The following is a 15,491-nucleotide window of genomic DNA, read 5'->3' on the forward strand; positions in this document are numbered from 1 at the left end:
ATGTACCTAGCTTGTCAAGGGCATATGAACGTTTAGCTTATGAAGGTATCCGAATCTTGGCCCTGGCTTGACCATACGACGCTAAAGGTGCGGGAGAGCGCGGGACTTCCCGCCAGGGAAGTTAAATTTGGTTGAACCGGAGTAATACTAAATCGGGTTTTATATCATGTGCCCCCTCCGGGGGAGCTACGAATTGCGGACGGGTCAGTTATAAATAAAATTTAAGAACTGACAGTTGAATACACGTTCTGATAAGAATAAAGACTGCTTCACCTGACCACAGTTAGAGCAAGTTTTAGAACTGGGAAACCATCTATCCACAACAATTAGTTCAGAATCATATAACTTATATCATGTCCGGTTGAACAGTGATAAATAAATAACTACGGAGTCCTCAGGAGTCAGGAGTCAGGAGGAAAGAGGAAAGAGGGAAGAAAGAAGAAGAACTGGAGTTGAAGGAGAAAGTTTTTTTATAACTAATTATCCGGACATGATATTACACTTATACTCGCGCCTGTCTTCTGAATTCATAAAACCCCATATCAGCAACAGCCTTTGTAGGGGCGATTCGCGAATCACCCCTACTTGTGGTTTGCCATCATTCCTGATACATTAAGGTCTTCACCCACCCCTCTAGCTCCCCTCCCGGGAGGGGATGGGTGTGGGTTGTGGTTAAGTCCAAGTAAGTAGTTAGCTTGTGCAATGTATCTTTTCTAATGTTGGCTCTGCATGCTATGTAGTTTAGCTATCTTGAGAGAAGCTCTTTTCCAATTGCTAGAGAACTTAGTTTTATGTCGGTTCAGATATTGCAACCGAGAAAGTTTTGCTTCTAACTTTCTATAAGACTTAGCTGCTTCAAATACTTCACCAGTTGAGAGGGTTGCTAGAGATTTTATACCTAAATCTACACCAACTACATCTACTGATTTTTCAGTATTTATGGCAGCTGAGTCTATCTTGAAACTAATGAACCAATGATCGGCTTTTCTGCTAATAGTTACAGATTTAGGAGTAACAAGCTCTTGGGAACCCGCAGGGCGCACACTCACCGCCCTTAGGCGCAGCAGGTAGCGCACCAAGCAGGTTGAAAAATGCTTCCATCTGCCCATCCCCCTATCTCTCCATCTCCCCACCTCCCTATCTCTTTTTAAATAGATATCAAATGGGTTCTATAAGTATTTAACCCGACATGATATAACTTCTAAAGTTATGCTTTAGCTACAGAATAAGGACTTGTCAATTGCTCCAATTGGGCAACCAATAAACTGAGGAACAAACCAACATCAGTCACAACTCCCACTGATTCAACAGAACCGCGATCGCTCAATTTAGTCACCACCGCTGGATTAATATCAACGCAAACCATCTTCACTCCAGCAGGTGTCATATTCCCCACCCCAATAGAATGCAACATAGTTGACAACATCAAAACCATATCAGCACCTTTCAACAACTCTGCATATTCTTCCTGTGCCTTAATCAAATCCATCTGAGTATCAGGCAGAGGTCCATCATCACGAATCGAACCTGCTAAACAGAAGGGTACATTATTCTTAACACACTCATACATCACACCCTTTTTCAAAATACCAGTCTCAACTGCTTGAGCAATGCTACCACAACGCCGAATAGTATTAATAGTCTTCAGATGATGTCGATGCCCACCATGAACTGCAACTCCCTGTTTCATATCCACACCAAGAGAAGTTCCCATCAGTGATTGTTCAATATCGTGAACTGCTATAGCATTACCACCCAACAATGCTTGCACATATCCTTGACGAATCAAATGTGCTAAATGTTCACTACCACCAGTGTGAATCACCACTGGACCTGCTGTAACTACTATTTTGCCTCCACGATCGCGAACTTGCCGTAATTCCCAAGCCACTTGTTCAACAATCAATTCTACTCTACGTTCGCTAGAAACGCCAGCAGACATAAAACTGAACTCTTCTTTATTTCGTTTTTCACGGGATTCTGTTTTGCGGATAGAGCGAATACCTATGACATCTACCACGACTTTTTCGCCAATTTTTACATCCCGCAGCACTTTACATTTTGCTTGAATCTTACCGTCAGTTTCAGTAATGGCGATCGCTCCATCCATCCTTTGATTTTGTACTCGTATCCACTGACCTTTGACTCTAACTTCAGTAGGATAAATAGTAGATACATAAAAATCATCAGGGGCAACACCATCTTGTTCCACTGACTCCAACTTAGCATCCTCCACATCCTCAGTTGGCACTAATGCACCAATGTCAATGAGTTGACTCATTATTTCTTCCATGACCTCATGGGAAGGTGCAGAAACTTTCACTTCAGCGAGGGAAGTGCTTTGACGTTGTTCTCCAAGATTAAAGTTGAGTACTTTGAAACTACCTCCACCTTCAACGATTAAATCTAAAGCTTGGTTGATCAAGCCAGAGTCCAGTAAATGTCCTTCCATACGAATGGTACGACTTTCAACTTGTACAACGGCATAACGATCGGGTATAATTGGCTCTGTAACTCTAAGAGTGAGGCATTTAGCTGCACCGCCTGCTTTGAGAAATTCACTTAGAAGTGTTTCAATGACGTTGAAACCTACTTCGGTAAGGAGTGATTTCAAGCTTTCACTCACCTTGTTCATAATGATGGTTTGGTTGATGTTAACTGCGTTGCAGGCAAAGTTAACTGCATCTGCTTCTGCGACAGTTATTCGTTTTTCTGGTGGCACTCGCATTTCAATTAAGCGGTTGGAGTAAGAGTCGAATGCCGGAGGATAGTAAAGTAAGTAACCTCCTGTTAGAGGACAGAAGCAGGTATCAAGATGATAAAAGCGCTCGTCTATAAGTCTCAGTGATAGCACTTCGATGTCGAGCCATTTTGCCAGCAGTGGGTGGGAGTCTAATTCTGAACGAAAGCCATATCCTGCCCAAAGATAACGACCTTCTCTATCTAGGAGGGCATCTCCTGCTCCTTCAAAGGGAAGGTCTTTGGGGAGTTCGTGAACGATAAAACCCTGATTTAGGAACCATTCTTTGAAATAGGGTTCTTCTCCTTGACGTTCCTTATGGTAAAAACGACTGAGAACAACAGTATTTCCCAGAATCAGACCTGCATTGGCAGTGAATACCATGTCAGGCCATCCTTTTTGAGGTGTTACTAGGTCTACGACCGCGTTTTCTTTAATAATGTCGTGGAGTTTATACCATTGTTCAACGGAGCGATCGCGTGAGGATTTATGAATATTTCCCTCCATCCAAGGATTAATGACATAGTCTACATCATAGTGGTCAGGGGCACACATCAGAAAGCGAATTGAATCATTCATAATTTATTACCGGGTAGATGTCATGTATAGCGCTACGCGCAAGTCAGAAGTCAGAAGTCAGAAGTCAGAAGTTATCTCTGACGATCATTTGAGCATTTAGGAATATCCTAAGCTTTGCTTCGACTGCTATATCTATAATATTGGTCTACTGAGTTTGTTTGATAGCCAAAGGAAAACCCACTCCCAAATAATTTAGGAGTGGCATTTTAGCTTGAAAAGGCTAATACTTTATATTATCACGGTAGCGTTACATCAAATAGAGTTTGTATGGAAATGAGAATTATCAACATAATTGGGTCGCGCAACCCCACCTTGATTAGCAAAATGTTTTTGGAGGCTTGCTCAAATCCCCATTATAGCGCTACGCATTAAGGTTAGGACATTTCTCAACCCTGTTCGCGGAGCGTTTCCGCACCGAAAACCCTTTACCGAAAAATTGGGTTTAAAGCCTCGCCCTTGTAGGGCGACTTTTTATTTCATTTGCAAGTGAATTGGATATATGCTAAACTGTTATTAGTTGCCGGGGGGCACTCGGAAACTCTAAACGGACGTGGAGGGAAGCATCAGACTACCGCCAAGGAAGCAGCACCCTGTGAAGCGTCAACCCGCCGAAGAGCTACGGCTCAGTAGGAATCCCCGCGCCTTTAGGCCGGGGAGGATGTCAAACAGTTTACTATTCCTTATTCCCTATTCCCTAGTGCTACGCGCGATACAAAAACAACTTCTGACTTCTGACTTCTGACTTCTGACTTCGTTCATTATGCCTCTTCTGCTGCACGCTGTATCAACTTTCTAGCTACAGATTGAGTGCCTGTATGTTGAAAGTAATTTGTGGTTTTATCTAGAAATGCAGCTACAACATCTAAAGCGTCATCAGAAAAGTCGATAAAGCCACCAATTTTGTCAAAAATACTTTCTGGGGTTAAACCAACTGACCCAACCAAGTTATCCATCCACCCTTGAACTGCTCCGAAGGTCTCACTAATAAAGCCAAATTTGTCATCTCCAGGAATGGTATCGCTAATTGCTCCAAAAACTGCATTATCTGCAAAAGCACTTTCACCTTCTCCATCAAGGGTATCTTGTACTTTTTGCAGGAAGTCTGGACCTAGAGGTATCAAACCATCAAGACAAACTAAGGCAGCCATTCGCATTAGAGATGGACCACTATACTCCTCAGTCAGGTTTGCGACAAATTCTCCTGGATTAAGAATGGGCAGACCATTGAGTTTACTATAAGCTATCAACTCTGCTACAATTTTTAGGCACAGGTCAACAGATTGAGTTGTATCAGCTTTGGGAGTTAAGTTTCCTAAAAAGCTTAAAAAGGGGATTTTTTCACTGACTATTTCGGCCATAGCTGCTGCAGCAAGAGCGCCGTCTACATTATCAACTAGGTTGTAATACCATATAGCTCCCTGATATCCATTATCCGCGTCATTGTATAGCTCGATCGCTTTGTTGCGGATATCCATAATTCTGTCTGCATCTGTCTCACCTGTAATTACTTCAATAGTTTTATCAAAACCTACTACATTTTCCCACTCGCCAGGTACTACGAAATCTAGAGCATTGAGTGTTTTTACTGTTAGATTATCACTAGGTAGTTCATCTAGTAAATCAATGATTGAATCGCTCACTTTTGACTCCTTTTTTTCTTAGTAGCTTGTGTTTTAGCTCTTCATTATTATTGATTGTATTTCTGGTCTTGTCATCAAAGTTTTTTTTGACACAATTCTTAGCATTCTGAAATTATTTTATAGTTTTATATCAAGTCTCATTAATTAGCCATAATAAAAATGTTTTTATCTTTCAAATTGCTTCCTATTCCCTACTGCCTAAAATTTTTACTGTGGGTGTTCAAAGAGATTAAGATTCACTTCCTTGATACAACTTTGAAGTAAGCTTTATTGATTTGTTATGGAAACTCAGCTCTAAGTTTTCTACTACCTCACCATTGAACTTAATCAACTTACAATTCCACTTGGCGCATAAGTTATCTACTATATCCGTTCTACTAAACTTACCCAAACTTACCGAAAAATTGTGGGTATGCGCCTCCCCTTTTAAGGGGATAATAAAAAAAATTTTCATGAATTTGTCAATCCTCTTCAATTCATAGAGAGGTAATTATTCATTATTCATTATTCATTATTCATTATTCATTGTTGAACCTTGCTTCGCTTTATCCCCATGCACCGAGAGACAGAGTTGCTAATTCTCAAACCAGGGAGATTGGAGTCACACGGTATCCGCGTGGGAAGGAATTGAACCTCCATGAATATCAGAGTTATCCCGGTAAAAGGACTGGCTGAACACAAACTTAGTTTACTTAGGCCAAACTAGTCGCACAAATCTATCAGCTATGACTAATTCACTGCTGTACCATTCACATTTGTATGTAAGTTGACGCTTAAATTCATAAAAACCACAGTCTGCACCCACCCCCATCCCCTCCCGGGAGGAGAGCTAGAGGGGTGGGTTATAATTTTTGAGCATTCCACTTACGTTTAAATCCTCCATTACTATGGTGCTGTAGTTTTTAGCTAACCATGAAGTGAGTTTATGTAGAGTGTCTGCTCTGATGTCAGCTACTGCTTGGTGCGCGTTCCCTCTCTTGGTCAGCATTCCGCAAGCGAGCTGGCGTCGTCGCGGGGTCGCATCCGCTTTTTTGTGTGCTTTGGCTAATTTTTTTACTGCTTTGAGTCGGTTTTTGGAGCCAATAACTTTTTTGTTAACTGCACGTTGATGACGAACTAATTGTTTTTTGGCTTGACTGTAGGCTTTGACATTGGCAAATTTGCTGCCATCAGAACAGGTTGCTAATGTATTTATGCCTATATCTACCCCAATAGTTTCTCCAACTTTTTCTGTTGGATAAGATTCAAAATCATATTTAAAACTGATGTACCAACTATCTGCTCGTTTGGATATTCTCACATTTTTTACTCTGCAAGAAGGCAAGATTTCATAAGTTTTTACTACTCCTATTCTGGGTAATTTTATGTAGTTTCCTTGGAAAATCTTAATACTTCCTTCTAAGTAAAAGCTGTCTTTTCTACCTTTTTTCTTAAAGACTGGAAATCCACGTTTAGGAATAGTTAGAAAATTTTTAAATGCCTTCCTTGAAGACTTATCAAATATCAAATTTAGTCCGACGTTGCAAAGTTAAATTAGGATATAATGGTCAGTTATTACCAAATGGTCAATCAGCTAAGTCAGGATTAAATAAGTCTTTACCGAAAAATTGTGGGTATGCGCCTCCCCTTTTAAGGGGATAATAAGCGGTCGAGGGATGGCGAGGTCTCCTCGCCATATCCAATCGACCAAGATAAGAAAAATTTTCATGAATTTGTCAATCCTCTTCAATTCATGGAGAGGTAATTATTCATTATTCATTATTCATTATTAATTGTTGAAAGGATGCCGCTACTATCAATTTCTTGATGTGTTAGAGTATGTAGCCTGGAAACTTGGCAAACGAGTCATCAAAGTAGATCCTAAAGGTACGTCTCAACATTGTTAGGACTGTCTAAAAAGAGTTTCTCAAAGCTGATCAGAGCGCTGGCATTCATGTCCTAAATGTGGTCAGGAGTTAGACCGTGACTATAACTCAGCACTTCTGATACAAAAAATAGGATTGTTATCAACACAGGGGAAGGACATCACCTCACACGAAACTGCGGTTAGGGCTTCCCTGACTGAAGAATCCCGCGTTGTCGCCTAAGCGCAACGTCGGGAGTATGTCAACAATGTCTCAAATAACGACTATATACATAACCATAATAAGGAGATGAAATTTTTGCCCAACCATGACTGTAGCCAATGACACGGACATGAGCACCAGGATGTAAACCTCCTATAATTCTACCCCAAGGATGTGTCCTAACTCGCAAGTTGCGATGACGAGTTGCTACTCGACGACAGCTACCATAAGAACTATGACCATGACCATAACTATGAGCTAGTTGCTCTTCAGCTTCAGTGGGGACAGTGATAGACTGCTCTACACTTTTAGTATTCTGAGGCGATCCTACTGCTATAGAAGTAAGACTCATACTACCAATAGCAGCAATAGATAATAAAGTACTAACTGCTACAGATTTTGTCCAATTCATCATCTGTTTCATTCCTTGATCTGATTGAAGAAATTCCGATGCCTTCTTATCCTCTCAGAAAAGAGACCCTCGGACAAGACATTGAATATTAATTTTGTTTAATCTAATCTAATAGACATCTCAAGACAAGAGAGAGTAAGGAGTAGGGAGTAGGGGGAAAGAATTGATAAATAAGAGTGCGATAATTGATTTAATTTTTTATTATTGGATATGTCTAATTTTGTTATCTGTCTATACCAATCTTTATAGTTTTTAATAGATAACCTCAAATTTCGATCAAAATATTGACATTAAGCTTATACTGTGATATGCACATAAAAGAGTAATTAGTAACGATCGCTCATCGCTCTATTTTGACTTTACTATTCAAGAATTTTTATGTCATCTAATCAAAAGCTTTACGAAGGTAAAGCAAAAATTTTATATACTACTGACGACCCAGAAATATTACTTACTTCTTTTAAAGATGATGCCACAGCATTTAATGCTCAAAAAAGAGGCACAATAACTGGGAAAGGTAGAATTAATTGTACGATTTCTAGTCATATATTTAAACTACTAGAAGCTAATGGCATACCTACTCATTTTATTGACTGTCCTGCACCAGATAAAATGAGAGTCAGAAAGGTGAAAATTTTACTTATCGAAGTTATTGTGAGAAATATTGCTGCAGGTAGTCTTTGTAAACAAACTGGATTAGCACAAGGAACAGTATTGAAATTTCCTCTAGTGGAATATTGCTATAAAAATGATAGTCTTCAAGACCCACTTTTGACACGCGATCGCCTCTTAATAATGGAACTAGCTACCCCAGAACAATTAGAGCAAATACGGACTTTTGCCCTAAAAATTAATGATATTCTCCAAAATTTCTTTAACCAATGTCAAATTACTCTGGTGGACTTCAAACTCGAATTTGGCCTAGATCGGCAAAATAATCTGATTCTTGCGGATGAAATAAGTCCAGATAGCTGCCGACTTTGGGACCAATCTCAAACTGACTCAAACTTGAGAGTAATGGACAAAGACCGCTTCCGTCACGATCTTGGTAATGTAGAAACGGCATATCAACAAGTCTTAGAAAGGATTTTGGCTCAGACAGGTTGAGAACCCAGGCAATGGTGTACAATTTTACAGTTTGTATGGAAAATTTAACTGGTGTGTGGATTGTAGGGGATAGAATTATATGCGCTTGTCTCCGTTCTTAGTGGTAATTTTTGCTGCTTCAACAACTTTTGGAATCTCAAAATCTGCTAATGGTCAAATATCGAAAAGTAATACTGATATAGATAGTAATTTTATTGCTATATCTATTAATTCAAGAAAACAATTTAACAAATTTTCTTCTACTAAATCTTTTTTAGAGTTAGGGTCTCATTTTCCTTCACAAAAATTATTTGGTAGTATCAATAATAATTTGTCCGATATATCTTGGTCTAAAGAGGCAATAAGACTTGATTTTCATGCTTTATTTAAGGTTAGAGAAATTACAAAACCTGTAATTATTGGTAAAACTATACATAGTAAATACAGTTCAGTTTTTAATAAGGAATTTGCAGAAATTTTCGCTTTCGCTTTAGATAATTTTGAAAGTACACATATTCCTTCACTAACTCTAATCAATAAAACGATAGAAACAAAATTAGAGCCGACTACAAATAAACAGTTTGCTTCTGATATTCCTGATGGAGAAATTGTAGAAAATGAGAGGGAAACTTCTGAGAATTTCCAGTTGGCAAAGGGTGTAGAAACAAAATTAGAGCCGAGCACAAATAAACAGTTTGCTTCTGATATTCCTGATGGAGAAATTGTAGAAAATGAGAGGGAAAGTTCTGAGAATTTCCAGTTGGCAAAGGGTGTAGAAACAAAATTAGAGCCGAGCACAAATAAACAGTTTGCTTCTGATATTCCTGATGGAGAAATTGTAGAAAATGAGAGGGAAAGTTCTGAGAATTTCCAGTTGGCAAAGGGTGTAGAAACAAAATTAGAGCCGAGCACAAATAAACAGTTTGCTTCTGATATTCCTACCTCAGAAATTGTCGAGAATAGCCGGGAAAATTCTGAGGATTTTCAGTTGGCAAAGAGTGTAGATACTAAATTAAAAACAACTATAGATAAACAGTTTGTTTCTGATATTCCTACCTCAGAAATTGTCGAGAATAGCCGGGAAAATTCTGAGGATTTTCAGTTGGCAAAGAGTGTAGATACTAAATTAAAAACAACTATAGATAAACAGTTTGTTTCTGATATTCCTACCTCAGAAATTGTCGAGAATAGCCGGGAAAATTCTGAGGATTTTCAGTTGGCAAAGAGTGTAGATACTAAATTAGAAACAACTATACATAAACAGTTTGTTTCTGATATTCCTACCTCAGAAATTGTCGAGAATAGCCGGGAAAGTTCTGAGAATTTCCAGTTGGCAAAGGGTGTAGAAACAAAATTAGAGCCGAGCACAAATAAACAGTTTGCTTCTGATATTCCTACCTCAGAAATTGTCGAGAATAGCCGGGAAAGTTCTGAGAATTTCCAGTTGGCAAAGGGTGGAGAAACAAAATTAGAAACAACTATAGATAAACAGTTTGTTTCTGATATTCCTACCTCAGAAATTGTCGAGAATAGCCGGGAAAATTCTGAGGATTTTCAGTTGGCAAAGAGTGTAGATACTAAATTAGAACCAACTATAGATAAACAGTTTTTTTCTGATATTCCTACCTCAGAAATTGTCGATAATCAGAGTAAATATTCTCGGGATTTCCAGTTGGCAAAGGGTGGAGAAATTAAATTAGAGCCTACTATAGATAAACAGTTTGTTTCTGATATTCCTACCTCAGAAATTGTCGAAAATAGCCGTAAAAATTTTCATGATTTACAATTGGCAAAGGGTAGAGAAACTAAATTAGAACCAACCACAGATAAACAATTTGCTTCTATCCTGTCTCAAGAAATTTTATTTAATAGTGAAATTACTCAAAATCAACAGAAATTCACATCAACATTAGACCCATCAGATAATTTGGCCCAAATGCCATCCCCAGAAGAAGAAGTCCCCGAAGAACCAGATAGCAACACCCCACCCTCCGCAATAGAATCAGAAGAATTTACTCTTTCTCAATCACAACCAACAGAACCCTCTACAGGAGAAGCAGAACCCTTAGTGCTAGTCGCTGAAGTTGTAGTTAGTGGAGTAGACGGAGAACTAGAAGACCAAGTATACCAAGTTATTAGTACTCAAGCTGGACGTACTACAACTCGCTCTCAACTACAGAGAGACATTAACGCCATATTTGCCACTGGTTTCTTCCGAAACGTGAAAGCATTACCAGAAGATACTCCCCTTGGTGTACGAGTAACTTTTGAAGTTGAACCTAACCCTGTATTGACCTCTGTAACAATAGAAGGTGCTCAAGTATTGCCTGAAAGTGAAGTAGACAGAATATTCAGCGAGCAATATGGTGAAACTCTGAACCTGAAAATTTTTGAAGGAGGTGTCGAACAAGTTAACCAATGGTATCAAGATAACGGTTACGTTCTCGGACAAGTTATTGGCGCTCCCCAAGTCAGTGACGATGGTGCAGTTACTCTGGAAGTTGCAGAAGGAGAAATTAAAGATATTCAAGTGCGCTTTGTGAGTGCAGAAGGAGAAACAACAGATGAAGAAGGTAATTTAATTGAGGGTCGTACTCGTGAATATATCATCACTAGAGAAATTCAACTTCAACCAGGAGACATCTTTGAGCGACAAACAGCAGAAAAAGATATTAGGAGAGTGTTTGGTTTAGGAATTTTTGAAGATGTTAGATTGGGTTTAGAACCAGCACCAGACGATCCTAACAAGGCAAATGTGATTGTGAATATTGTAGAAAAAAGTACAGGTTCTCTAGCATTTGGTGGTGGGGTTAGTTCTGCAAGTGGATTATTTGGTACAGTTAGTTATCAACAACAAAACATTGGTGGTAATAATCAGAAATTAGGTGGCGAGTTTCAAGTAGGTGAACGATTATTACTTGCTGATGTTAGCTTTACCGATCCCTGGGTAGGTGGAGATGACCACCGCCTTTCTTACACTGTTAATGCCTTCAGAAGACGGGCAATTTCAGTAATTTTTGACTCTGACGAAGACAGCGACCAGCGCGATGTCGATCTGCCTAATGGTGACAACCCACGAGTTATTCGTACAGGAGGTGGAGTTAGTTTCACCCGTCCGTTTATTCCTAATCCATTTGTGGAACCGGAATGGACAGCTTCTTTAGGGCTAAAATATGAACGAGTAGAAATTCAGGATAGTGATGGTGATACTGAACCTAGAGATGAATTAGGTAATAAATTGACTGTTGATGATTCTGGGGAAGACGATCTACTTACTATTCAATTTGGTATTGTCAACGATCGACGCAATAATCCCCGACAACCTACTTCCGGTAGTTTACTAAGATTTGGTACAGAACAGTCTATTCCTATAGGTTCAGCAGAGATTGCATTGAATCGTTTACGAGCTAATTACAGTTTCTATATTCCAGTAGACTTTACTAAATTCGTTGATGGACCTGAAGCTTTGGCCTTTAATGTACAAGCTGGTCATATAATTGGAGATTTACCTCCTTATGAAGCTTTTCCTCTAGGTGGTACTAACACAGTTCGTGGATATGATGAAGGTTCTGTAGGAGCAGGTCGTACATTCGTGTTGGGAACTGTTGAGTATCGCTTTCCTGTATTTGGATTTCTTGGAGGCGCTTTATTTATTGATGCTGCAACAGTATTTGATAGTCAAAGTTCTGTTATTGGTAATCCTGGAGGTGTGAGGAATAAACCAGGAGATGGTATAGGTTATGGTGCTGGTATTCGGGTACAATCTCCTCTCGGTCCAATTAGAGTTGATTACGCTATTAATGATGAAGGTGATACTCGTTTCCACTTCGGTATTGGTGAGCGTTTCTAATACTAAGTTCTAATTTATGGGCGTTGCTGAGTGGTAATGATTTTTAGATTAAGTATCAACGCGAAACATAAGTTTTTCAATTTTACCTTCAGCTACTTACCATTACATTTTAGCAATGCCAAATCCGGTTATCATATCAAATCCGGTAGCATCGGTGTTATTCAGTATTAAAGAACTGTAGGGGCGAATGGCCATTTGCTAACGCAAAGCTGTCGCTAACGCCCTTACACATTGTATGACGATCAACAGAATTATATTACTCCGAAGCCAACGGATTTGATATCAAATGGTACTTTTTTGAAGTTCTCTATAACTGCTTCATAAAACTGATACAAAGCGTCACATAACGTGACAAATTGATGTGTACGGACGTTGCATGCAACGTCCCTACCTGCTTCTTGTGAGGCCGTCGGCGGTTACTCATCCACAGGCATTAACGGTCAAGCCAACCGCATCTCTACACTCTATACTTACATTTAAGTCTTTGTCAATTAACATAACTAAAAAAGTCCTCAAACCCTTACTACGCCGTTTTAGCGTAGGGAGCGGGATTTCAGGATAGGTCTACGTCTATATAGATAGACTGCCAGAAATGCGAATAGCAGGGATTAGTGCAGAAGATACAAATTTCACCCTCGTTACTACTTGCCTGTGAGAACTAGCGTATTATGTCAATAAATTGCGCAAATTGTTAACTAAGTCGAAACTCTCTCCCTAAGTAGGTAGACAAAATTATTTGTATCAGGACTTACGCAAGATATGAAATCATACACCGTATGTAGGTGAAATGGCAGTTTTATCCTACTATATGTGGTGTTTATGCGTAAGTCCTGTGTATATAAATTTGTTGTCGATCCTTTGATAGCTCTATGAAAGAGCTATCAAAAATGCACAATTAATTCTGTCCAGGTACTTATCCCTACTACATCCCATCTCTATCAGGACTTATACCAAATTGATCAATGTTTGCTACAAATAGACGTTGCATAAGGGCGTCCGTACGAAATAAGGAAGAAGCAAGAAGGAAGAAGGGATAAATATTGAAAAAAAAGGGAAAAAGATAGAAATAACCATCTAAAATGAACTAGAGAAACTATTTTTAGGCAGATCCGATAGAGATGCACTTTTTATAGCATTCTTTTTTCAAACTGGTATTACGCAGAGACTCTACATATAGCGAGGGCGCAATTCGGAGCTTGGCGTTAGCCAATTCATTCGCCCCTACAGATGGTGGTTTAACAGTCAATTTGCGTAAGTCCTGTCTATAAAAGGATACTCTGTAAACCGGATTGAGTATAAGCTTGATCTGGGAATAGCGGTGCCACCTCGCGGGATTCGACAGAGGTCGGAACGAAGCGCCACCTAATGGGCGCATTTGCAAGCTGACCTAGTACCTGGTAGCGCACTCGGTGTGAAGGAACAGAGGAATGTCAAGAGCATATTTGCATACCGCTATACAAGTAATAGTTTTGAATCTAGCTGTTTGCTGAATACTGAAAAAGCAAATAAATTTAGAAGGAAGAAGGTTTTTGTTGGCGTCAGCGGAACGGAGTTCTATAGCTAATTATCCAAATTTAGTACAATGTAAAAATAAGTCTCAAAAAATGCTGAGTAAATCTCATCAATTAAGTAAGTTTCAGCAAGTAAATACAAATAAATATTACACCAAGAATCAAGAATATAGATATTCAGTGAATTAAGAAACATCATTGCTGTATTTCTTTTCGCTTTTTGTATCTGTACGACTATCACCGGGTTTAAATGGCTCTGTCTGAGCAATAAGTTCGGATTGAGTGTTGCGTTCGGATTGTAATTTGTCTAGTTCTATATTAGTTAAATTACTGATTTCTGGAATAATACCGATTCCTGCTAATGCAAAATTCACCAAAAGAATTGAAACGATCTGTTTGTTCATAACTTTAAAGATTGATAATAGTTTATATCCGCTTATTCTCAATCTCTATATAGGAATCAGGATGATTTTAATGACATCAATTTAATCCTCCTGAGTCATACCTTCAACACTAAAAATAAATTTTTTCTAGAAAAAAATTTACATATTAGTCTGAGAAGGTGTTTGCAAAATATTTAGTTTTTTTTAATCTCCTCTAATGTGAAATCCGCTTCCTCAAAATTTAATATCGTGTCCCTTTAGAATACTTAACAATAAAGTAGGAAATAGGGAATAAAGGAATAAGGGGAGAAAAGTGAGTGAGGAGAATTGTTTGATTGACTACAGGTACATGAAGTGGAAAATGAGCAAAATTATCTATCTAGCCATGTAATTAGGGTCAAATTTTTTGTTTGTATATTTTTGTAGTTAATGGCCTTCCATCTAGAGAATATGAGAAATGGCCTTTGCCTAGGATCGGAAATAAAAAAATGTATCTTCTGACAAAAATTTTAAATATATTGTCATCTGTCAAAGAATAAGGGCTTTTTTGGTCCAAAATACCCCTTACTGCTATGAAAATATTACAAACTATTAAGAAAATAATGAGAAAGTGAACAAAATGCCTCAAAATACTTGCTGAAGGTAGTTATGTCAGAGGGTACTTTGTCCTTCTTACTAGCTAACCAATTTTTAAGCAACCTTATTACCTTAACTCTGTTGGAATAAAGCATGAGTATAATTACCAAATCAATCGTTAATGCAGATGCTGAGGCTCGTTATCTGAGTCCCGGTGAATTAGACCGAATCAAGGCTTTTGTTTCCTCTGGCGAGCGTCGCGTTCGGATTGCTCAAATTATGAGTGAATCTCGTGAGCGTATTCTTAAGGAGGCTGGAAACCAGCTTTTCCAAAAGCGTCCTGATGTTGTTTCTCCTGGTGGTAATGCCTACGGTGAAGAAATGACTGCTACTTGCTTGCGCGATCTGGATTATTATTTGCGTTTGATCAGCTACGGTATTGTCGCTGGAGATGTTACTCCTATTGAAGAGATCGGACTCGTAGGTGTTACTGAAATGTATAAGTCTTTGGGCACTCCCATCGAAGCTGTTGCTGAAGGTGTTCGCTGCATGAAGAGTGTTGCTACTTCCCTTCTCTCAGGTGATGATGCGAGCGAAGCTGGTGGTTACTTTGACTATGTTATTGGTGCTATGAGTTAAGGCTAAATA

12 protein-coding genes and 1 pseudogene are annotated in these 15,491 nt (G+C 38.9%); 5 read left to right on the top strand and 8 right to left on the bottom strand.

Annotation, left to right across the window (positions count from 1 at the left end):
* Positions 1-204 precede the first annotated feature (204 nt).
* The 3 genes and pseudogenes from F6K23_RS33700 to F6K23_RS33710 form a co-directional block, all read right to left on the bottom strand.
* Positions 205-333 (bottom strand): annotated as a pseudogene (locus tag F6K23_RS33700) (zinc ribbon domain-containing protein); the annotation flags it as partial.
* A gap of 380 nt (positions 334-713) precedes the next feature.
* Positions 714-1,133: a transposase gene (locus F6K23_RS33705; protein ID WP_293164490.1), complete on the bottom strand. Its 420-nt coding sequence runs from the start codon at positions 1,131-1,133 to the stop codon at positions 714-716.
* 74 nt (positions 1,134-1,207) lie between these two features.
* On the bottom strand, positions 1,208-3,319 hold the full coding sequence (locus F6K23_RS33710) for a TIGR00300 family protein (protein ID WP_293164493.1): 2,112 nt from the start codon (positions 3,317-3,319) through the stop codon (positions 1,208-1,210).
* Positions 3,320-3,805: 486 nt separating this feature from the next.
* Between F6K23_RS33710 and F6K23_RS33715 the strand changes: the two genes are divergently transcribed.
* Entirely contained in the window at positions 3,806-3,949 is a 144-nt protein-coding gene (locus tag F6K23_RS33715) for a hypothetical protein (RefSeq protein WP_293088335.1), read from the top strand.
* Between the two features lie 128 nt (positions 3,950-4,077).
* Here F6K23_RS33715 and F6K23_RS33720 read toward each other — a convergent pair whose 3' ends face one another.
* From F6K23_RS33720 to F6K23_RS33730, 3 genes are all read right to left on the bottom strand, one after another.
* Entirely contained in the window at positions 4,078-4,959 is an 882-nt protein-coding gene (locus tag F6K23_RS33720; protein WP_293164496.1) for a hypothetical protein, read from the bottom strand.
* Positions 4,960-5,647: 688 nt separating this feature from the next.
* Positions 5,648-5,770: a hypothetical protein gene (locus F6K23_RS33725; RefSeq protein ID WP_293164499.1), complete on the bottom strand. Its 123-nt coding sequence runs from the start codon at positions 5,768-5,770 to the stop codon at positions 5,648-5,650.
* Positions 5,771-5,788: 18 nt separating this feature from the next.
* Positions 5,789-6,259, bottom strand: a complete 471-nt coding sequence (locus F6K23_RS33730; protein WP_293164502.1) for a transposase — start codon at positions 6,257-6,259, stop codon at positions 5,789-5,791.
* A gap of 176 nt (positions 6,260-6,435) precedes the next feature.
* Between F6K23_RS33730 and F6K23_RS33735 the strand changes: the two genes are divergently transcribed.
* Positions 6,436-6,600 carry a hypothetical protein gene (locus F6K23_RS33735; RefSeq protein ID WP_293164505.1) on the top strand — a complete coding sequence of 55 codons (165 nt, stop codon included), beginning with the start codon at positions 6,436-6,438 and terminating at the stop codon, positions 6,598-6,600.
* A 465-nt stretch (positions 6,601-7,065) separates the two neighbouring features.
* On the opposite strand, the gene F6K23_RS33740 is transcribed toward F6K23_RS33735, so the two are convergent.
* Positions 7,066-7,440, bottom strand: a complete 375-nt coding sequence (locus F6K23_RS33740; protein ID WP_293164507.1) for a hypothetical protein — start codon at positions 7,438-7,440, stop codon at positions 7,066-7,068.
* Between the two features lie 375 nt (positions 7,441-7,815).
* On the opposite strand from F6K23_RS33740, the gene purC reads away from it, so the two are divergent.
* Together purC and F6K23_RS42425 are read left to right on the top strand one after the other, a co-directional pair.
* Complete coding sequence (gene purC / locus F6K23_RS33745) at positions 7,816-8,544, top strand: phosphoribosylaminoimidazolesuccinocarboxamide synthase (RefSeq protein WP_293164509.1); 729 nt, start codon at positions 7,816-7,818, stop codon at positions 8,542-8,544.
* Between the two features lie 79 nt (positions 8,545-8,623).
* The gene (locus F6K23_RS42425) at positions 8,624-12,373 is read left to right on the top strand and encodes a BamA/TamA family outer membrane protein (protein ID WP_367267898.1); all 3,750 of its coding nucleotides are present in this window, start codon (positions 8,624-8,626) and stop codon (positions 12,371-12,373) included.
* 1,696 nt (positions 12,374-14,069) lie between these two features.
* On the opposite strand, the gene F6K23_RS33755 is transcribed toward F6K23_RS42425, so the two are convergent.
* Positions 14,070-14,288, bottom strand: a complete 219-nt coding sequence (locus tag F6K23_RS33755) for a hypothetical protein (RefSeq protein WP_293164512.1) — start codon at positions 14,286-14,288, stop codon at positions 14,070-14,072.
* Between the two features lie 708 nt (positions 14,289-14,996).
* Here F6K23_RS33755 and F6K23_RS33760 point away from each other — a divergent pair.
* A complete protein-coding gene (locus F6K23_RS33760; RefSeq protein WP_293164515.1) occupies positions 14,997-15,482 on the top strand; it encodes an allophycocyanin in 486 nt (161 codons plus the stop codon).
* Positions 15,483-15,491: the final 9 nt, after the last annotated feature.

The sequence above is a fragment of the Okeania sp. SIO2C9 genome (assembly GCF_010672455.1).
In the GTDB taxonomy this organism is placed as follows: Bacteria; Cyanobacteriota; Cyanobacteriia; order Cyanobacteriales; family Microcoleaceae; genus Okeania.

Bases quoted from the DNA above. Each gene is read 5' to 3' on its own strand.
- F6K23_RS33760 (WP_293164515.1), top strand. From the start codon at position 14,997: ATGAGTATAATTACCAAATCAATCGTTAATGCAGATGCTGAGGCTCGT.
- F6K23_RS33725 (WP_293164499.1), bottom strand. From the start codon at position 5,770: ATGGGGGTGGGTGCAGACTGTGGTTTTTATGAATTTAAGCGTCAACTT.
- F6K23_RS42425 (WP_367267898.1), top strand. From the start codon at position 8,624: ATGCGCTTGTCTCCGTTCTTAGTGGTAATTTTTGCTGCTTCAACAACT.
- F6K23_RS33755 (WP_293164512.1), bottom strand. From the start codon at position 14,288: ATGAACAAACAGATCGTTTCAATTCTTTTGGTGAATTTTGCATTAGCA.
- F6K23_RS33740 (WP_293164507.1), bottom strand. From the start codon at position 7,440: ATGATGAATTGGACAAAATCTGTAGCAGTTAGTACTTTATTATCTATT.
- purC (WP_293164509.1), top strand. From the start codon at position 7,816: ATGTCATCTAATCAAAAGCTTTACGAAGGTAAAGCAAAAATTTTATAT.
- F6K23_RS33735 (WP_293164505.1), top strand. From the start codon at position 6,436: ATGCCTTCCTTGAAGACTTATCAAATATCAAATTTAGTCCGACGTTGC.
- F6K23_RS33710 (WP_293164493.1), bottom strand. From the start codon at position 3,319: ATGAATGATTCAATTCGCTTTCTGATGTGTGCCCCTGACCACTATGAT.